Genomic DNA, 19,357 nt, shown 5'->3' on the forward strand with positions numbered 1-19,357 from the left:
GGCCGCGCAGCGGCATCCTTGCCCAAGGGACGGCGACTACCGTCGCGCCGAGGGTGGCGCCCGGCAGCTCCCCCGCCACGCACACAACGAACGCGATGGCGAAGCCGAGCCAGGCCCCCAAACGCGCGCCAAAAACCAGAAAAGGACCAGCGACCATCAGGCACTCATGGCCTGACGCGCCAGGTAGCGTCCGGGCGAATCGCCGAAGGCCTTGCGAAACATCGCCACGAAGGCGCTCGGCGTGGCGTAGCCGAGCGCGTCGGCCACGATCGATACCGGTTCGCCATGGGCCAGGCGTTCGAGGGCACGGGTGAGACGTGCCTGCTGCCGCCACTGCGCCACGCTGCACTGGGTTTCCTGGCGGAACAGGCGTGTGAGCGTGCGCACCGACATCCCTGCCCAGCTGGCCCAGTCCTCGATGCCGCGCGTGTCGTCCGGGCGTTCGAACATCGCCATCGCGATGCGCCGCAGGCGCCGGTCGACCGGCATGGGCAGGTGCAGTTGCTCGACCGGCGCGCGGCGCATCTCGTCGAGCATGACGGCGAAGAGCCGATCTCTCTCCGGCTCGCTTTCCGCATTCCTGGGCCAACTGGCGGCACGCTTGATGATCGCGCGGAACAGGTCGTTCACCCCCACCACGCAGGGGCGGTCCGGAAGCCCCACCGTGGCGCACGGCGCGATGAACACGCCCCAGGCGTGGCTCGGACCGGCGATGCTGACCGTATGCATCTCCCCCGGCGGCATCCAGCCAGCGCGGTGCGGTGGCAGCAGCCATGAGCCATGCTCGGTCCGAGTGATGACAAAGCCCTGTTCCACATAGAAAAACTGGCCTCGCACGTGGCTATGCCAGTCGGTTTCTTCAAGCGGGATTTCGCCGCGCGCCTCGTAGGCGATGAGCGGCGGACCATCGGCGCTTTCCAGCAGGGCGTGCAGGTTCTCATCCAGCATTTGGCCATTTCTCGACATAACTTGGCCAGATAACGATATCAGGCCGATAGCTTCCATGGCTAACATTTGCACTCCCAACTAAGTGTTCCGGCGTGGCGGCTTCTCGCCACGCTCAGGGACCATCGACGCCGGAGATCGTCCCCATGATCCGTCTCGTCACCCGCGACTACAGTGAACTGGGCGAAGGCCAGGAAGCAGGCGAAGCCCTGGTGACCTTCGTGGCCTGTGCCCACGCCATGCTCGATCCGAGCACCCCCGAAGACCAGGTGAGGCGGCTGGAACCGCGTCTGCTGGCCCAGCTCCCCACCCTGAAAGCCCTCGGCATATTCGACCTGTTCGACGTCCGCGATCCCGCGCTGGCGGCCTTGCTGGCGGATGAGGACTAGCGTTTGTGAACGGGGATATCTGCCGCACGCATATTTGCCTTGACAACTATATTGTGGGCAATAGAATGTGCGGCTATGAACAGCAGCGTCTGCCCCACACCCGACGGCAGGGATAGCCTCGGCTCCCTGATCGGCATGGTCCGGAGCGAGATCGTGCGAGCGATCGAGTCCGACCTCGCCGCGCAGGGGGCGGACCTGAAGTTCACCCAGTTCCACGTGCTCAAGCGCCTGGCGGTGTTCGGGCCGATGTCCGCGACCGAACTCGCCCGCGCGGTGGACGTGGACGGTGGCGCGATGACACGCCAGCTCGACCAGCTGGAAGCCAAGGGCTACCTGCGCCGCCAACCGCACCAGCAAGACCGGCGCGCGTTGAGGATCGAGCTGACCGAGGCGGGCGAGGCGCTCTGGCGGCACTTGTACGAAAGCAACGTGGCGACGCTCGAACGCGCCCAGCGCGACCTTTCCGCGGAAGAGCGGGAGCGGCTGCACGATTACCTGGGACGCGTGCTCAACGCGCTCCGCGAAAAAGACTGATTCACTGTCGAGGCAAAACTCATGCGTCTGCACACTCTCGTGGCGGCCGTCGGGGCCGCGTTGATCCTTTCCGGCTGCGTGACCAGCCGTGGCCTGGATCCGCAGGGCCAGCTGACCGACCCGGCCACACTCCACGCTGATCGCAGCCTGTCGAAGGCACAGGTTTCTCCGGCGAACTGGCCGGCGGCGGACTGGTGGACCGGGCTGGGCGACAGCCAGCTCGGTGCGTTGATCGAGGAAGCCCTGAAGGACAATCCCGACCTCGCCTCGGCCGATGCGCGCGTGCGCCAGGCCCAGGCGCAGAGCGGCGCGGCCGATGCCTCGCGCGATCCCACCTTCAACGTCGGCGGCGGTGTCGCCGGCGCGCACCTTCCCGGCACGTTGTTCCCCGCGCCGCTGGGCAACCATTTCAGCTGGACGAAGTACGGCTACGGCAACTTCAACTGGGACCTCGACCTGTGGGGCGGCAAGCGCGCCGCGTGGGAAGCCGCGCTCGGCTCGCAGCGTGCCGCGGAGATCGATGCCCGCGCCGCGCGCATCGAGATCTCGACCAATGTCGCGCGTGCCTACGTGCAGCTCGGTTACGCCTTCACCCAGATGGACGTGGCGAAGGCCGAGCTCGACCGCAGCCACGCGTCGCGCGACCTCACCCGCCAGCGCGTCGCCGCCGGCGTCGACAACCAGATCCAGATCAAGCAGTCCGACACCGAGGTCGCCACGGCCGAGCGTGAAATGGCGGTGGCCCAACGTGCCATCGATTCGGCCCGGAGCACGCTGAGCGTGTTGCTCGGCAAGGGACCGGACCGTGGACTCGACATCGGTCGCCCGGCGGTGCTGACGCCGTCGGCCGTCGCGGTGCCGGCCAACCTGCCGGCGGACCTGCTCGGCCATCGCGCCGACCTCGTCGCCGCCCGCTGGCGCGTGGAAGCGGCCTCGAAGGACATCGCCGCGGCGAAGACGGAATTCCTGCCCAACGTCAGCCTCGGCATCCTCGCCGCGCAGGTGGCGGGCGGTTCGGAAAACCTGTTCGCCTCGCGCGCACGCTTCTGGCAGGTGTTGCCGGCTTTCAGCCTGCCGATCTTCGATGGGGGCCGTCTCCGCGCGAACCTCGCAGGGAAGGATGCGGAATACGACCTCGCCGTGGCCCAGTACAACAAGACGCTGGTGGGCGCGTTGAACGAAGTCGCCGACGATCTCTCCGCGCTGGATTCGTTCGGCACGCAGATCGCCGCGCAGCAGCGTGCGGAAGACGCGGCGCAGCAGGCCTACGACCTCTCGCAGCAGCGTTACAAGGCCGGTGTCGGCAGCTACCTGGAATCACTCATCGTGCGCCAGCAGTTGCTCCAGGCCCAGCAGCGCATGGCCGCGCTCCGCGCCCAGCAGGTCGATATCTCCGTCCAACTGATCCAGGCGCTCGGTGGCGGTTTCCGCCCCGAGGCGGACGACCAGCCCGTCGCCGCCGCCACGCCGGCCCACAACTAAGAACACGTCCCGAGGCACCCAACGATGTCACAAGAAACCACCGCCCCCGCCGGCGCCGTCGTGGCGCCGCCACCGAAGAGCCGTCGCGGCTTCTTCCTCAAGCTCCTTGTCCTGGTGCTCGTCCTGGCCGCCATCGGCTGGACCGTCTGGTACTTCGTGGACGGCCGCTGGTACGAGGACACCGACGACGCCTACGTCAACGGCAACGTCGTGCAGATCACGCCGCAGGTCGCCGGCACGGTCACTTCGATCGGTGCCGATGACGGCGACCTGGTCCACCAGGGCGACGTGCTGGTGAAGCTCGATCCGAGCGACGCCGAAGTGGCCCTGGAAAGCGCGCGCGCCAACCTCGCCAACACCGTGCGCCGCGTGCGCGGGCTGTACAACAACGTGGCCTCGGCGCAGGCCGATGTCGCCGTGCGCCAGACCGCCGTGGCGCGTGCCCGTGCCGACTACGAGCGCCGCCGCGACCTCGCCAGGTCCGGCGCGATCTCGGCCGAGGAACTGTCGCATGCCCTCGATACGCTGACCTCCGCCGAGGACAGCCTGTCTTCCGCGAAGCAGGCGTACAGCAGCAGCAAGGTCCTGGTCGACGACACCGTCGTCGCCTCGCATCCTGACGTGCGCGCCGCCGCCGCCCAGCTGCGCTCGGCGTACCTCGACGCCGTGCGTGCCACCCTGATCGCGCCGGTGGACGGCTACGTCGCCAAGCGCACCGTGCAGGTGGGCCAGCGCGTGCAGCCGGGCGCCGCCCTGATGGCCGTGGTGCCGCTGCACCAGGTCTGGATCGACGCGAACTTCAAGGAAACCCAGCTGACCCACATGCGCATCGGCCAGCCGGTCGACGTGACCGCCGACGTCTACGGCAGCGACATCGTCTACAAGGCGAAGGTTCGCAGCCTCGGCGTCGGCAGTGGCAGCGCCTTCTCGATCCTGCCGGCGCAGAACGCCACGGGCAACTGGATCAAGATCGTGCAGCGCGTGCCGGTCCGCGTCGTGTTCACCGATCCCAAGCAGCTGGAAGAAAAGCCGCTGCGCCTCGGCCTGTCGACCAAGGTGACGGTGTCGCTGCACGACCAGAGCGGCCCGTTGCTGGCGAAGCAGGCGCCCACCGCGCCGGAGTTCTCCACGCCGATCTACGATAAGCAGCTCGCCGATGCCGACAAGGACATCGCTCGCGTGATCCACGAGAACGCCTCCGCGGGCGAAGGCGAGCAACAGCAGGCCCCGAAGTAAGGGAACGGCCATGAGCACCGAATTTCGACCGCCAAACCTGGCGCTGTCCACGGTCGGGCTATCGCTCGCGACCTTCATGCAGGTGCTCGACACCACGATCGCGAACGTCTCGCTGCCGACCATCGCCGGCAACCTGGGCGTCAGCTCCAACCAGAGCACCTGGGTGATCACCTCGTTCGCGGTGAGCAACGCGATCGCCCTGCCGTTGACCGGCTTCCTCACCCGGCGCTTCGGTGAAACGAAGCTGTTCGTCTGGGCGACGCTGTTGTTCTCGCTCGCCTCGTTCCTGTGCGGCATAGCGCAGAGCATGAGCATGCTCATCCTGTTCCGCGCCATCCAGGGCGCGGTGGCCGGACCGATGTATCCGATCACGCAGAGCCTGCTGATCTCGATCTATCCACCGGCCAAACGAGGCATGGCGCTGGCGCTGCTGGCGATGGTGACCGTCGTCGCGCCCATCGCCGGTCCGATCCTCGGCGGCTGGATCACCGACAACTACACCTGGCCGTGGATCTTCTTCATCAACGTGCCGATCGGCATCTTCGCCAGCTTCGTGGTGGCCAACCAGATGAAGGGGCGTCCGGAAGTCACCGAGAAGCCCAAGGTCGACTACGTGGGCCTCATCACGCTGATCATCGGCGTGGGCGCGTTGCAGGTGGTGCTCGACAAGGGCAACGACGAAGACTGGTTCTCCTCCACCTTCATCGTGGTCACGTCGATCGTCGCGGCCATCGGCCTGATCGTGTTCCTCATCTGGGAACTCACCGACAAGGACCCGATCGTCAACCTGAAGCTGTTCCGGCACCGTAACTTCGCGATGGGTACCTTGTGCCTCGTGCTGGCCTACGCGGCGTTCTTCGCCATCGGCCTGCTCGTGCCGCAATGGTTGCAGCGCAACGTCGGCTATACGTCCACCTGGGCGGGTTTCGCCGCCGCGCCGCTGGGCATCCTGCCGGTGATACTCACGCCCTTCGTGGGCCGCTATGCGCACAAGTTCGACCTGCGCGTCCTGGCCTCGGGTGCGTTCATCGTGATGGGAGCGACGTGCTTCATGCGCGCCGACTTCTTCCTGGACATCGACTTCTACAGCGTCGCGATGGTGCAGCTGATCCAGGGACTCGGCGTGGCCTTGTTCTTCATGCCGGTGCTCAGCATCCTGCTGTCCGACCTGCAACCGCGCGAGATCGCGGCAGGCTCCGGCCTCGCCACCTTCCTGCGTACGCTGGGTGGCAGCTTCGCAGCATCGCTCACCACCTTCCTGTGGGATCACCGCGCGATCGTCCATCACGAAAGGTTGGCCGAGCACATCACGCCGTTCGACCCCACGGCGCAGCAGGCGCTTGCCCAGATCGGTCACGGGGACCCGCAGTACGCGGCGGCGGCGATGAACCAGATGATTACCCAGCAGGGTTACCAGATTTCGTTCAACGAGGTGTTCCACCTGCTCGGGTATGTCTTCGTGGCCTTGATCTTCGTGGTCTGGCTGGCCAAGCCGCCCTTCGCGGCGAAGGCGGGACCGGCGGCCTCGGGTCACTGAGGCCGTTACCGAAGTACAAAAAAAAGCCGGCGTTGCGAAACGCCGGCTTTTCTTGTTGGTGAGAAACGCGGTCAGATATCGAAGCCGACGCCCACCAGGGCCATCGTCTCGCCACGGTTAGGCTCCTTGAAGCTGCCGTTGGAGATGTGGCGGATCTGGAAGCTCACGTTCTTGTACTGCCAGCCCAGCGTGCTGACGAACTGGTAAGCGCTGGAGAGTGCCTGGGTGCGGCCACCGGCCGTGCCGGCCAGCTGGAAGCTGAAGAAAAACGGCTGGTACCAGTCGCCGGCGCTGCCGTAGTGGAAGCGCGCACCGGCGGCGCCGACCCAGACGTTGTTCGTCACGCCCGGGTGTGCGCCGCGGTACTCGCCGACATGACGGCCGCCGATATAGCCGAGCGATACATCCGGCGACCAGGTGAAGCGGCTCTGCCCCATCGCGCGGGGATCGAACACGGCTTCGATGAAGAAGGCATCGGTGCCGTGGCTGTCCATGTAGCTGCGACCACCCTGGACTTCCAGGTGGGTCTGTGCGGCGGCGGGTACGGTCACGGCGGCGAGGGATAGGGCGGCGAGGGCGCCGAGTGCGAGGCGGGACGAGCGCATGGGGGAACAGGTCCTTGTGGTGGGACGTTAATGAACCGGATCGTTCGGTAAATAGTGTCCAGTGAGCGTGAATAAAGGGGGTAGGTGCAATTATTTGATTCGGAGGCTCAAGGGGCTTGGTTGGAATCACCGTCGATCCTGCAAACCATCCATCCGGTGTCCATGGGTGGGTGTCGTTCGTTCCAGGCGCCAATGTGTTCGCCGCAGGGCGATTTATCCGGTGGCTCGGAGTGCCTACATTGAGGCGAGGTGGCATCGCGCCACGTCCCCGGTGACCTCTCCATGTTCCGCGCCCCCGCGATCTTCGTTTCCCATGGTGCTCCCACCTTCGCCCTCGAACCCGGCCTGCTGGGTTCGCGACTGACCGAGCTCGGTCGACGTTTGGCGAGCGCCACGGCCATCGTCGTGGTTTCGCCGCATTGGCAAACCTGCGGCATCCGCGTCACCGGGGCGCCATGGCCGGAAACGATCCACGACTTCGGCGGCTTTCCTCCACCGCTCTACAGCCTCACGTATCCGTCGCCGGGCTTGCCCGCTCTCGCCGCCGAGGTGGTTTCGATGCTTATCGACGGCGGTTTCGCGGCGATGGTGGATGCGGAGCGCGGCTACGATCATGGGACGTGGGTGCCTTTGCGCTACCTGCGACCCGATGCCGACACGCCGGTGATCCAGGTCTCGATGCCACACAACCTCGATGCCGCCGGCGCCCTTCGACTCGGCAAGGCGCTGGCACCGTTGCGGGATCGTGGCGTCGCGGTGGTGGGCTCGGGCAGTCTCACCCATAACCTGCACGAGGTCCGCCGTGCGGGCGAATCGGCGGCCTATGCGAAGGAGTTCGCGGCGTGGAGCCGCGAGGCCGTGCTGTCGGGCCACGTCGATGCCCTGGTCGACTATCGTCGCCTTGCCCCGAGCGCCATCCGTGCCCATCCGACCGAAGAGCATTACCTGCCCTTGCTGGTGGCGGTGGGCGCCGCGCGGGGCGACACGCCGATGGCGATCGATGGCGGCATCACCTACGGCGTGCTCTCGATGGATTCCTACGCGTGGGGTGTCGCGTAGGAACGTTCCTCAGACCTGCGCCTGCCCACCGTCGACGAACAGTTCCACGCCGGTGATGTAGCTCGCCTCGTCGGAAGCGAGGAAGGACACCGCCTTCGCCACCTCGTCGGGGGTGCCGGTCCGGCCCAGCGGCGTGATGCCTTCCACGTAGGCCGTGTATTCGGCGATCTGCTCGTCGCTCATGCCCAGTTCCGTCTTGTACCCGGGCGTCACGATGGTGCCCGGGGCCACCACGTTGACGCGGATGTCGCGGCCCTTGAGGTCACTGGCCCAGGTCCGTGCGAACGACCGCAGCGCGGCCTTCGTGGCCGCATAGACGCCGAACGCCGCCGGTCCCTTGATCGACACCATGGACCCGTTCAGGACGATCGCCGATCCCGGTCCCATCAGTTCGAGCCCCTTCTGCACGGTGAAGAGCGTGCCCTTCACGTTGATGCCGAAGTATTTGTCGAACTGGGCTTCGGTCACCTGGCCGAGGGCCACGAACTCGCCACCTCCCGCATTGGCAAACAGGATGTCCAGGCGTCCGCTCTGACGGCGGATGGTGTCGAAGATGCGGTCGAGGTCGGCGGCCCGGGCGATATCGCCCTGGATCGCGGTGACGCCGAGCTTCGCGGAGGCAGCGTCTAGCTCGGCCTGTCGGCGGCCGGTGATGTAGACCGTGGCGCCTTCGCGTACGAAACGCTCCGCCGTGGCCAGGCCGATGCCGGAACTGCCGCCGGTGACGAGCACGATCTTGCCGGCGTGGCGCGAGGTATGGACGTTGCTGGTGTCGAGGGTATGCATGCGAGTTCTCCGGGGGCCACCGCGTGGCCGATGAACCCAATCTAGTTATTCGTCCTGCATGGATAAATAATCGAATCACGATTTCATTATTCATATAGGGAAACAACCATGGACCGTTTGCTCGCCATGCGGGTGTTCGGCCGCCTCGTCGAGACCGGGGGCTTTGGGCGCGCGGCCGACGCATTGCGCATGCCCAAGTCCACGGTGACCAAGTTGATCCAGGGGCTTGAGGCGGAGCTGGGCGTCCGTCTGCTTGAACGCACCACGCGCCGGGTGACGGTGACCGCCGAAGGCGATGCCTACTACGAACGCACCCGCCAATGGCTCGCCGAACTGGACGACTTCGAAACCACGCTCGCCGGTGGCCGCGGCAACCCCGTGGGCAGCCTGCGGGTGGATACCGGCGGTTCGGTGGCGGCGGCACTCATCCTGCCCAGGCTCCCGGAATTCCGCGCGCGCTATCCCGGTATCCGCGTGCAACTGGGGGTGACCGACCGGACCGTGGACCTGATCGGCGAGGGCATCGATTGCGCCATTCGCAGTACCGCCGACGATCCGAACCTGGTGACCCGGCAAATCGCCGAATTGCCCTGGATGTTGTGTGCCACGCCCGGTTACCTCGCGCGCCGTGGAACGCCGGCCGTTCCGGCGGACATCCTGCGTGAGGGTCATGACGTGATCGGCTATTTCTCCGCGCGCAGCGGCCGCACCCAGCCGCTGCGGTTTCGCGAGGACGCGCGCGAGACCCTGATCGAGGTGAAGGCGGCCGTCGAGGTCAACGAGAGCAACGCCCACACGGCGGCGGTGATGGCCGGCCTGGGGCTGGCGCAGACCCTGGCGTTCACGACGAACGAACACGTCGCTCGCGGACGCCTGGTTAGCCTGCTACCGGAATATCAGCCCGCTCCCTTGCCGGTGTATCTCGTCTATCCGCCGGAGCGCAGGCACAACGCCCGGCTACGGAGCTTCGTGGACTGGATCGCCGATGAACTGCCGGCCCAGGCAGCGGGGCTGTAGAGGTTTTTACCCGGAGGTATTGACCTTATATTTAGCCCGGGTAATATGTGGGGCAACTTGAGACCGACGGCAGCGCCATGTCCACTTACACCGCTTTCCTCGAACATCGCCATCTCGCGGCTGGCTCGCTCGCCGTCGTGGCCGAGCGCTGCAAGATGCTGCTCGACAGCGATCCCGGAGCCACGCCGATCATCTACGACGACAGCACCGGCCGGCCCGTGGATATCGACTACCGTGGCACCGTCCACGACGTGCTCGCGCGTTTGCCTGGCTCCGACCTCGCGACGAAGCGTGGCCCGGGCCGGCCCAAGCTCGGCGTCGTGGCTCGCGAGGTCACCTTGCTTCCGCGGCATTGGGAATGGCTGGCCAGCCAACCCGGTGGGGCATCCGTCGCCTTGCGCCGCCTCGTCGAAGCGGCCAGCCGCGACGGTGCGCCGGCCGATCGCGTACGGCAGGCGCGCGAAGCGGTGGACAGGGTGATGTCGGCGCTCGCGGGCGACCTGCCCGGATATGAAGAAGCCTCCCGGGCTTTTCATCGTCACGAGGCCGGGCGGTTCCAGGCGCTTATCCAGGACTGGCCGGCAGACGTGCGCGACTACGTGCATATGCTGGCGTCGCGCGCTATCGGCGAGGGCTAGGGCGGGAGCCGACCCTGTCGGCGATGGGTGCTTGCCTCGACCTGGCCCGCTGCCGCGGGATCGCCGACGAAGTCGGCTCCCACAAGGTCGGCTCCCACAGGGTCTGCGTCCACCCGGACTACTCGACGTCGATAGTGGTGAGTTTCCCAGTTGTGGGAGCCGCTTCAGCGGCGATGGGTGCTTGCCTCAATCTGGCCCGCTGCCGCGGGATCGCCGACGAAGTCGGCTCCCACAAGGTCGGCTCCCACAGGGGCGGCTCCCACAGGGGCGGCTCCCACCAGTCATCCAGCCTCTAGCCTCTAGCCTTGCGGATCTTCAGCCAGCGCTTGTACCGGCGCTTCAGCTTGCGGCGGTACTTGCGCTCCTTGCGATCGTGGTTCCACAGGTAGATCGCAGGCGTGCTGAGCAAGGTGAGCAACTGCGAGACGAGCAGGCCGCCGACGATGGCGATGCCCAGCGGCCGGCGCATTTCCGAACCCACGCCGAAGCCGATCGCCAGCGGCAGGGCCGCGCCCATCGCCACCAGGGTGGTCATCGTGATCGGGCGGAAGCGCACGAGCGCCGCCTGGCGGATGGCTTCCACCGGCGACATGCCGTGCTCGCGCTGCGCGACCAGGGCGAAGTCCACCATGAGGATCGCGTTCTTCTTCACGATGCCGATCAGCAGCAAGACCGAGATGATCGCCATCAGGGTGAGCTGGGTCTGGGTGACCAGCATGGCGAGGAACGCGCCGGCGCCCGCGGCCGGCAAGGTCGAGATGATGGTCAACGGATGGCCCAGGCTCTCGTACAGGATGCCGAGCACGATGTAGACGGCGAGAATGGCGCCGATCAGCAGCACCATGCCGTTCGACTGCGCGTCACGCAGGCGCTGGTTCGCGCCGGTGAAATCCATGCGCACGCCTTCCGGCAGGTTGATCGCATGCACGGCCTGCTCGACCAGGGTGTTGCCCTTGTCCGCCGTGATTTTCGGCGCGAGGTTGTAGGTGATATCCGCCGATTCGAGCTGGTTCTGGTGGGTCACCGCGCTAGGCACCGCGACTGGCGCGATCTTGGCCACGGCGGAGAGAGGGATCATCGTGCCCACGCTGTTCTTCACGTAGGTGTTGAGCAAGGCGTCGGGGCTCAGTGTCTGCGCGGCCGCGGCCGTCAGCACCACCCAGTATTGGTTGATGTCGGAATAGATGATCGAGACCTGGCGCTGGCCGAAGGCGTTGAACAGCGCCGAGTCGATCATGCCCATGCCCACCTGGAGGCGCGAGGCCGCGTCGCGGTCGACCTTCACCATCTGTTGCTTGCCGACGATGTCGAAGTCGCTGCCGACGTCGCGGAACTCCTTCATGCCGCGCATCTGGCGCACGAGCTTCAGTGCCCAGGGTTGCAGGTCCTCACCGCTGGTGCTGATCAGCTGGAACGAGTACTGGCCGCGATTGCTGTTGCCACCGCCACCGCCGAGGAACTGCACCGGATTCATGAAGACCTGGACATCGGAGAACTTCTCGTACTCCTTGCCCAGCCTGTCCATGATCTCCTTGATCGATTCCTTGCGCTGGCCCGGGGCGTTGCCCTTGGGCTTGAGGTCGACGAACATCAGGCCCTGGTTGCCCACGGCGCCACCGTTGTCGCCGCCGAGGATCGTGGTGACATCCGCCACCGTGTCGTCTTTCTGCATCAACTCGCTGACGCGCTTCAGGCGGCGCGTCATCTCATCGGGCGATATGTTGGCGTCGGCGCTGATCTGCGCCTGCAGCATGCCGGTGTCCTCGTCGGGCATGAAATTGCCACCGGCCGTCTTCACCACGGCGATGGCGAGCACGACGGTCGCGCCGAGCAGGATCAGGGGCTGCCAGCGCATCAGGCGGCGATGGCGCATCGCCCAGTCGAGCGCGCGCTGGTAGACGCCGAGGAAGCCCCGGTCGAAACGTTCCAGGGCCAGTTCCCAGCGGCCCGGCTTGCGGTCCGGCGCGTCGTGCTTGAGGTAATGCGCGCATAAGGCCGGGGTGAGCGTCAGCGACACCACCGCCGAGATCAACACGGCCGCGGCGAGCGTCACCGAGAACTCGCGAAGCAGCTTGGTGATCATGTTGTTGCCGAACAGCAACGGCGCGAACACCGCCACCAGCGACAGCGTGATGGAGATCACCGTGAAACCGATCTCGCGCACGCCTTCCAGCGCCGCCGCCATGGGTTTCGCACCGTTCTCCATGTGCCGGACGATGTTCTCGATGACCACGATGGCGTCGTCGACGACGAAGCCGATGCACAGCACCAGCGCCATCAGCGACATCGTGTTCAGGGTATAGCCCAAGGTCCACATCACGACGAACGCACCCGCCAGCGACAGCGGCACGCTGAGCGTGGCGATCATCGTCGGCCCCAGGCGGCGCAGGAACACCAGCATCACCAGGATGACCATGACGATACTGATCATCAGCGCGACCTTGACCTCGTGCAGCGCCGACTGCGTGGTCTGGGTCAGGTCGAAGATCGGGGTGACCTTCGCATCCGCAGGCAGCAGCGCCTGGAACCGTGGCAACGCCGCACGGATGGCTTCCGCGGTGGCGATGGAGTTCGCCTCCGGGCGCTTGCTGATCTGCATGGTGACCGAGCGTTCGCCCTGGAACCACGCGGCCTGGAACTGGTCCTGCTGGCCGCTGTGGACATTGGCGATGTCCGAGAGCCGTACCGGCACCCCGTCGCGCATGGCGATCAGGATGTTGGCGAAGTCCTTCGGGTCGCGCAGGCCGTCGTTCGCGATCACCGTCATCTGCGTTTCGCCATCGGAGAGCACGCCCTGCGGCGAGTTCACGTTGGCGGCCTGCAAGGCGTTCGAGACGTCGTTCGCGGTCAGCCGCTTCGCCGCCAGGGCGTTCGTGTCCAGTTCGATGCGCACCGCATGGGGCGTCCCGCCGAACACCTGTACACGCGAAACGCCGTCGATCTGCGCCACCGCCGGGCGGATCAGCGTGTCGACCACGTCGTAGAGCTTGTCCGGGGGCATGGTCTTCGATGTCATCGCGACCAGCAGCACCGGGATCTGGCCGGTGTCGAACTTGAAGTACTGCGGTGGCGAGGGCATGCCGGCCGGAAGGTCGGCGGCCGCCGCGTTGATCGCGGCCTGTACGTCGCGGGCGGCGGCGTCGGTCGAGCGATCCATGTTGAAGCGGACGCGGACGAAGCCGGAGTTCTCCGTGCTGTTGGAGTACATCTGGTCGACGCCCGGGATCTGGCCCAGGTGGCGCTCCAGCGGCGCGATGACCGTCGACGCCATGGTCTGCGCGTTGGCGCCGGGCATCTGCGCCTGGATAAAGACCGCCGGTACCTCGATCGAAGGCAACGCGGCGACGCCCAGCAGCATGTATGCGATCGCGCCGGCGAGGGTCAGGCCCGCCGCGAGCAACGAGGTACCGATCGGCCGGCGAATGAATGGTGCAAAAAAGTTCACGACACTTCCTGTGATCGCGGGAAGGCTCCCCGCGCCCGCGAACTTTATGACGTTCCGCTTGTTTCGTCGCGTGTGCCTTTAGTGGGGGCCCTGCCGGAAGGCAGGGGTCCCCCGTTCATACGGCGGCGCGTCAGCGCCCGGGCGCGTAGCGGAACGTCAGGTAATACGTACGTCCCAACTGGTTGTAGAACGCCGCCGTCTCGTAGCGCTTGTCCGCGACGTTGGCGACCCGGCCCTGCACGCTCCAGTCCGTGTCCAGGTGCCAGGTCGCGCGGAGGTCGGCCGTGGCGTAGCCGCCGAGGCGGCGGGTGTTGGCCGCGTCGTCGTAGCTGTAGCCGGCCGCGTAGACCGAACCGCCGAGGGTGAAGCGGCCGAGGTCCTTGTCGAGGTCGACCCGCGCGGTGCGCTCGGGACGGCGCGCCAGCAAGTTGCCGTCTTGCACGCCCGAATCGCGATTCTTCGGCTGCTGGAGGGTGGCATAGGCCCGCACGTGCCAGCCGTCGACGTCGGCGCCGACCTGTCCTTCCAACCCGCGAATGCGCGCCTTGCTCACGTTCACCGGCAGGAAGTTCGCATCGAAGCCGATCAGGTCGTCGACCGTGGTCTGGTAGGCGTTCACCGCCCAGTTCCACACGCCCGGCCGCGCCGAGAGGCCGATCTCGGCCGTGCGCGAGGTTTCCGGGTTCAGGTTCACCGGTGCGCCGTAAGGATAGAACTCGTCGTTGAACGTGGGCGCATGGAAGGCCGTGCCGTACGAGGCGGTGATCTTCATGCCGTTGTCGAAGCGGAAGCCGTAGGCCGCCGAGCCGGTCGTGTGGTTGCCGAACTGGGTGTTGTGGTCGTGCCGCGCCGACAACTGGATCTCGTGCGGACCGAACAGGCCCTGGTAGAGCGCGAACACGCCGGTGTTGTTCCGCGAGTCCTTGAGGTAGTCCGTATCGCTTTTCAGCTTTTCCTGTTGGAAGTCGACGCCCGCACTCAGCGTCTGGCCCGTCGCGAGGGTGAAGTCGTTCTGCCAGGACGCCTGGTTGCGCTTCGAATAGAGGTAACCGACGCGAGCCTTGTCCACGCCGTAATGGACGAAGTCGAGGGTCTTGTCGGCTCCATTGAGGTAATTGTCGGCACGGTCCTGGTTCTGGCCCAGGCTGAGCGACATGCGCCAGTTCGCCAGCACGTCGAACGCCAGCTTCGTGCCGGCCACCTGTTGCGAGCGCCGGGTCAGGTTCTGGAAGTCGCCGTCGTACTCGATGTCGCCCTTGCTGCGCAGCCAGCTGCCGGTCAACTCGGTGCCGTCGTCCCAGCGATAGCCGCCGGACAGCGCACCGTTGTACGTGCGGGAGGCATCGTGGTCGGGTTCGTCGGTGAAGCAGCCGGCGAAGGCGGCCGCGGCGCCGATGCGGCAGGCGTTGATGCCGGCCGTGTACTGCCCGCCCAGGCTGGCGTTGTACCAGCCGTGCTGGCTTCCGCCGGACACGCCCACCTGGCCCGCCGAGTAGCCATGGCTGCCACCGGTCACCGAGAGCGTCGGCGTGGGCGCTTCGCCGGCTTGCCCGTGGCGGGTGAAGATCTGGATCACGCCGCCGATGGCATCGGACCCGTACAGGGCGGAGCGAGGGCCGCGGACGATCTCGATGTGATCGATCTGCTCCACGGGAAGCTGCTCGTAGGCGGGCAGGCCGGCGCCCACGGTGCCCACGCGGACGCCGTCCAGCAGCACCAGGGTGTGCGACGAGTTGGTGCCGCGCATGAACAACGACGTCTGCTGGCCGATGCCGCCGGCATTGGCGATCGTCACGCCCGGCAAACCGGTGAGCAGGTCCTGCACGCTCACCGGCTGCAGGCGCTCGATGTCCTCGCGGGTGATCAGGGTGACCGGCGCGAGTACCTCGTCCAGTGGCGTGGCGGCGCGATTGGCGGTCACCACGACCGGATCGAGCCGGTCGGGCGCGGCTTCGTCGGCGGCGTGGGCCGCGGCGATGGACGACAACAGGGCCGCCGCGAGCAGGGTCTTCTTCATGGAACCGTCTTCCTCAGCCGCCGGGCGGCAATGTGCGAAGGACGCTCGAGGAGGACGTGCGACGAACGGCGAACGGGCGGAAACCCGGTGGCTGCCCGGATCCGCCCTCCGCGAATCGACCGAAACAGGGACGCCCGCCACGTGGGGCGGGGCGCTCATCGGGCCGGTCTCCGGACTCGCGCCAGCCACCGCAGGGTGGCGGAACCGGTGCCTTCCCGCTTGCGCAGTGGCGTGAGGCCGGTTCCATGAGAAAGGTCTGACGACCTACCCGGATGGACGCTTACCGTTGCGGGGGCAGTGCCGGCCTTGCCACGACGTGGCGCACCGGCTTCCCGTTTCATCCTCCCCGGCCTTGGCCGGTCGGGACACCCGAACCGGTCGATGGTACCCGTCGGGGCCCCCGGCTGTCACGGATACTTAACGGAATTCTTAACGCGCACTTGACGGGCGCAAAATAATTCGATTACAACCGCAACCGATAGCCGTCGGGCGCAATAACTTGCGCACGGGGAGCATGGGCAGCCAGGGCCGCATCCGGGGGATGGGTACCAAAGCCCATGAGACGGCGTCGAAACGAGTTCGGCCACCTCTTGTGGCCGGCTTACTTGCTGTTTATCGGGGAGACAAGACATGCAACGTTCCACCAAGCGTACCGGCGTGCTGCGCCGATCGACCCTTTGCACCGCGCTCGCCCTCTGCTTCGCCAGCGGCGCCGTGCTCGCCCAGTCCAATGCTTCCGGTGTCGTCTTCGGCCGCGTCGCGCAGCCGGAAGGCGCCGTCATCCACCTGCAGAACCTGGATACCGGCCTGACCCGTGACGTCGGCGTCGACGCCGATGGCCGCTACCGCGCCAGCTCGCTGCCGGTCGGCCGCTACAAGGTCACCGTGGAGCGCGGCGGCCAGGCCGTCGAGACCCGCGACAATGTCCAGGTGAACCTGGGCGGCGGCGTCGACGTGTCCTTCGCGGGTGCCTCCACCACCACCGCCGAGGCACAGAACCTCGAAGGCGTGCAGGTCACCGGTAACGTGCTTCCCGCGATCGACGTGTCGCAGGTGGACTCGCGCACGGTGCTCACCTCGGAACAGCTGCAGAAGCTGCCGCTCGCTCGTGACGTCACCGCCGCCGCGCTGCTCGCGCCGGGCGTCATCTCCGGCGACAGCCGCTATGGCAACGTGGCCTCGTTCGGTGGTTCGTCGGCTTCGGAGAACCAGTACTACATCAATGGTTACTCCGTCACGAACGCGCTTACCGGCCTCGGCTTCACGAGCCTGCCTTACGATGCAATCGACCAGCAGCAGATCTTCACCGGCGGTTACGGCGCGGAATACGGCCGTTCCACGGGCGGTGTGATCAACATCGTGTCCAAGCGTGGCGGTAACGAGTGGAAGGGTGGCGTCGGCATGTACATCCAGCCGAACGGTGCACGCCAGTCGCCGCGCAACATCTACCGCACGAACGGCCAGTTGTTCCAGAACCGTGGCGGCAACGAACGCAGTGACACGCAGTACACCGCCTATATCAGCGGTCCCTTGATCAAGGACAAGCTGTTCTTCTTCGGTGCCGGCGACTTCACTCGTACCAATACGACCACGACCAGCAGCATCCTCGCTCCGCAGCGCACGAACCAGACGCAAAAGGCGACGAAGTGGTTGGGCAAGATCGACTGGAATATCACCGATAACCACCTGCTCGAATTGACCGGCCTCGGCGACAAGACCAACACCGAGCGTAGCGTCTACGCCTATAACTATGCGACGCGCAGCCGCGGCAATTACCTGGGCACGGACAACCTCAAGAACTTTGATGCGGGTGCGGGTTCGGCTCCTGGCGGCGATGTCTACATCGGAAAATACACCGGTTACATCACGGACGACCTGACGGTTAACGCACTGTACGGTCACACCACGACCAATCACGAGCGCGACATCGGATATTCCGGCGCCGCCAATTGTCCGTGGATCACCGATAACCGGCGCGGCATCGCCAATCCCATCACCGGTTGCGGCCTGGTGAATGGCACGGTGCTGAACGCAGGTGCGAAGGATAAGACCCACGGCTGGCGTCTCGACGTCGAATACCACGCGGGCGACCACGATCTGCGCGCGGGTCTGGACAACCAGACGCTGGAATCGACCTCGGGCCAGATCTATGAGGGTGGCTACCGCTGGGTTTATCGCAATGCGGGCAGGGTCACCGGTCGCCCGGATATCGTTCCGCCGCCGGGCACCGCGTACGTCGTTGAAAAACGTCTCTTCGAGACGGGCGCCACGGTCAAGACCGAACAGGAAGCTCAGTTCATCGAAGATAACTGGCAGGTCACCGATCGCTGGAGGATCTACGTCGGCCTTCGCAACGAGCAGTTCAAGAACTTGAATGGCGACGGCACTACCTACGTCAAGCAGCGCCACCAGCTCGCGCCTCGCCTGGGCGCCACCTGGGACGTCTTCGGCGACTCTACGTTCAAGATCTACGCGAATGCCGGTCGTTACCACCTGGCCATTCCGTCGAACGTCGCGATTCGTGGAGCCTCCGCGTCGACCTACTACAGCGAGTACTACACCTACGGCGGTGTGGGTCCGAACGGCGAGCCTACCGGCCTCACCCAGCTGGGTAGCCGCGCTTACCTCAACGGCGAGGACGGCACCACGCCCGATCCGAAGACCGTCGCCGCCAAGGGCATCGACGCGTATTACCAGGACGAATACATCCTGGGCTTCGACAAGGCGATCAACGATAACTGGAGCTTCGGCGCCAAGGCCACGTATCGCAAGCTGAAGAGCTCGATCGACGACTTCTGCGATTCGCGCCCGTTCGAAGCGTATGCCGCACGCAACAACATCGACATCAGCAACGCATCGTTGCCGGGCTGCTACTTGTTCAATCCGGGCAAGTCGAACGAATTCCTGGTCGACGTCGGCGGTGGCAACTATGTTCCGTTCAATCTTCGCAAGGACGACTTCACCTCGCCCGAAGGCGTTGCATTCCCCGATCTGAAGCGCAGCTACTATTCGCTCGATCTCTACCTCGAGCATCACTTCGCCGACGATTGGTACGGCCGCGTCGATTACACCTTCTCGCGCAGCTACGGCAACTCGGAAGGCCAGCTGAAGTCGGATATCGGCCAGCTCGATCCGTCGGTGACCCAGGACTGGGATGCGCCGGAGATCATGCAGTACGCAAATGGTCCGCTGCCCAACGACCGTACGCATCAGTTGAAGGCGTACGGTTACTGGCAGGCTTCGCAGGAATGGCTGCTCGGCGGCAACCTCGCGGTGGCCACGGGCCGTCCGAAGAACTGCATCGGCGTGGATCCGGTAGATGCGATCCAATACGGCGCGTCGTACTTCGAGTGCGGCTTCCAGCCGTCGCCGCGCGGTTCGAAGGGCCGCCTGCCCTATACCTGGAACCTCGACCTGAATGCCGAATACCGTCCGCTGTGGGCCGGTGACAAGCAGCCGCTGGCATTCACCGCCACGGTGTTCAATGTCGTCGGCAGCCAGCGCCCGGTGGGCCAGATCGACGTGGGCGAGACGGGTACGGTGGCGAACGGCGTGCCGGTGGTCAGCGACGACTATCGCCGTCCGATCGCTTTCCAGAACCCGCGTTACCTGCGTCTGGGTGTGCGTTACGACTTCTCGCTCTAAGTACTGTCTCTTATACACATCT

Annotated in this window: 14 protein-coding genes and 1 riboswitch; of the genes, 9 read left to right on the forward strand and 5 right to left on the reverse strand. The window is 65.9% G+C overall.

All coding sequences use genetic code 11. The annotated features are described in order from the left end of the window. Window positions 1-156: 156 nt before the first annotated feature. Window positions 157-948 carry an AraC family transcriptional regulator gene (locus tag ACR9ZJ_RS14120; protein WP_481282102.1) on the reverse strand — a complete coding sequence of 264 codons (792 nt, stop codon included), beginning with the start codon at window positions 946-948 and terminating at the stop codon, window positions 157-159. Between the two features lie 143 nt (window positions 949-1,091). On the opposite strand from ACR9ZJ_RS14120, the gene ACR9ZJ_RS14125 reads away from it, so the two are divergent. From ACR9ZJ_RS14125 to ACR9ZJ_RS14145, 5 genes are all read left to right on the forward strand, one after another. Further along, window positions 1,092-1,334 (forward strand): hypothetical protein, encoded by a 243-nt coding sequence (locus ACR9ZJ_RS14125; protein WP_481288100.1) that lies wholly within the window; start codon window positions 1,092-1,094, stop codon window positions 1,332-1,334. Window positions 1,335-1,409: 75 nt separating this feature from the next. Then, window positions 1,410-1,868 carry a MarR family winged helix-turn-helix transcriptional regulator gene (locus ACR9ZJ_RS14130; protein WP_429198682.1) on the forward strand — a complete coding sequence of 153 codons (459 nt, stop codon included), beginning with the start codon at window positions 1,410-1,412 and terminating at the stop codon, window positions 1,866-1,868. Window positions 1,869-1,889: 21 nt separating this feature from the next. After that, the gene (locus tag ACR9ZJ_RS14135; protein ID WP_481288101.1) at window positions 1,890-3,350 is read left to right on the forward strand and encodes an efflux transporter outer membrane subunit; all 1,461 of its coding nucleotides are present in this window, start codon (window positions 1,890-1,892) and stop codon (window positions 3,348-3,350) included. A gap of 24 nt (window positions 3,351-3,374) precedes the next feature. Continuing rightward, a complete protein-coding gene (locus ACR9ZJ_RS14140; protein WP_481282105.1) occupies window positions 3,375-4,586 on the forward strand; it encodes an EmrA/EmrK family multidrug efflux transporter periplasmic adaptor subunit in 1,212 nt (403 codons plus the stop codon). Window positions 4,587-4,596: 10 nt separating this feature from the next. Further along, window positions 4,597-6,123: a DHA2 family efflux MFS transporter permease subunit gene (locus ACR9ZJ_RS14145; RefSeq protein WP_481288102.1), complete on the forward strand. Its 1,527-nt coding sequence runs from the start codon at window positions 4,597-4,599 to the stop codon at window positions 6,121-6,123. Window positions 6,124-6,194: 71 nt separating this feature from the next. Here ACR9ZJ_RS14145 and ACR9ZJ_RS14150 read toward each other — a convergent pair whose 3' ends face one another. Then, entirely contained in the window at window positions 6,195-6,728 is a 534-nt protein-coding gene (locus ACR9ZJ_RS14150; protein ID WP_481282107.1) for an acyloxyacyl hydrolase, read from the reverse strand. Between the two features lie 282 nt (window positions 6,729-7,010). Between ACR9ZJ_RS14150 and ACR9ZJ_RS14155 the strand changes: the two genes are divergently transcribed. Then, window positions 7,011-7,787, forward strand: coding sequence for a DODA-type extradiol aromatic ring-opening family dioxygenase (locus ACR9ZJ_RS14155; RefSeq protein WP_481282108.1), 777 nt, complete (start codon window positions 7,011-7,013; stop codon window positions 7,785-7,787). A 9-nt stretch (window positions 7,788-7,796) separates the two neighbouring features. Here the strand turns inward: ACR9ZJ_RS14155 and ACR9ZJ_RS14160 are convergent, their stop codons facing one another. Continuing rightward, window positions 7,797-8,573 carry an SDR family oxidoreductase gene (locus tag ACR9ZJ_RS14160; protein ID WP_481282109.1) on the reverse strand — a complete coding sequence of 259 codons (777 nt, stop codon included), beginning with the start codon at window positions 8,571-8,573 and terminating at the stop codon, window positions 7,797-7,799. 108 nt (window positions 8,574-8,681) lie between these two features. On the opposite strand from ACR9ZJ_RS14160, the gene ACR9ZJ_RS14165 reads away from it, so the two are divergent. Both ACR9ZJ_RS14165 and ACR9ZJ_RS14170 read left to right on the forward strand, forming a co-directional pair. Further along, window positions 8,682-9,590 (forward strand): LysR family transcriptional regulator, encoded by a 909-nt coding sequence (locus tag ACR9ZJ_RS14165; protein ID WP_481288103.1) that lies wholly within the window; start codon window positions 8,682-8,684, stop codon window positions 9,588-9,590. A gap of 77 nt (window positions 9,591-9,667) precedes the next feature. After that, window positions 9,668-10,228 (forward strand): DUF2239 family protein, encoded by a 561-nt coding sequence (locus ACR9ZJ_RS14170; RefSeq protein ID WP_481288104.1) that lies wholly within the window; start codon window positions 9,668-9,670, stop codon window positions 10,226-10,228. 292 nt (window positions 10,229-10,520) lie between these two features. Here the strand turns inward: ACR9ZJ_RS14170 and ACR9ZJ_RS14175 are convergent, their stop codons facing one another. After that, window positions 10,521-13,673, reverse strand: a complete 3,153-nt coding sequence (locus ACR9ZJ_RS14175; RefSeq protein ID WP_481282112.1) for an efflux RND transporter permease subunit — start codon at window positions 13,671-13,673, stop codon at window positions 10,521-10,523. A gap of 130 nt (window positions 13,674-13,803) precedes the next feature. Further along, window positions 13,804-15,690, reverse strand: a complete 1,887-nt coding sequence (locus tag ACR9ZJ_RS14180) for a TonB-dependent receptor domain-containing protein (RefSeq protein ID WP_481282113.1) — start codon at window positions 15,688-15,690, stop codon at window positions 13,804-13,806. A 144-nt stretch (window positions 15,691-15,834) separates the two neighbouring features. Then, a riboswitch (cobalamin riboswitch) is annotated at window positions 15,835-16,078 on the reverse strand. Window positions 16,079-16,320: 242 nt separating this feature from the next. Between ACR9ZJ_RS14180 and ACR9ZJ_RS14185 the strand changes: the two genes are divergently transcribed. Then, the gene (locus ACR9ZJ_RS14185; RefSeq protein WP_481288105.1) at window positions 16,321-19,335 is read left to right on the forward strand and encodes a TonB-dependent receptor; all 3,015 of its coding nucleotides are present in this window, start codon (window positions 16,321-16,323) and stop codon (window positions 19,333-19,335) included. The last annotated feature ends 22 nt before the right edge of the window (window positions 19,336-19,357 follow it).

The organism is Luteibacter sp. KNZ12-1A (assembly GCF_056755675.1).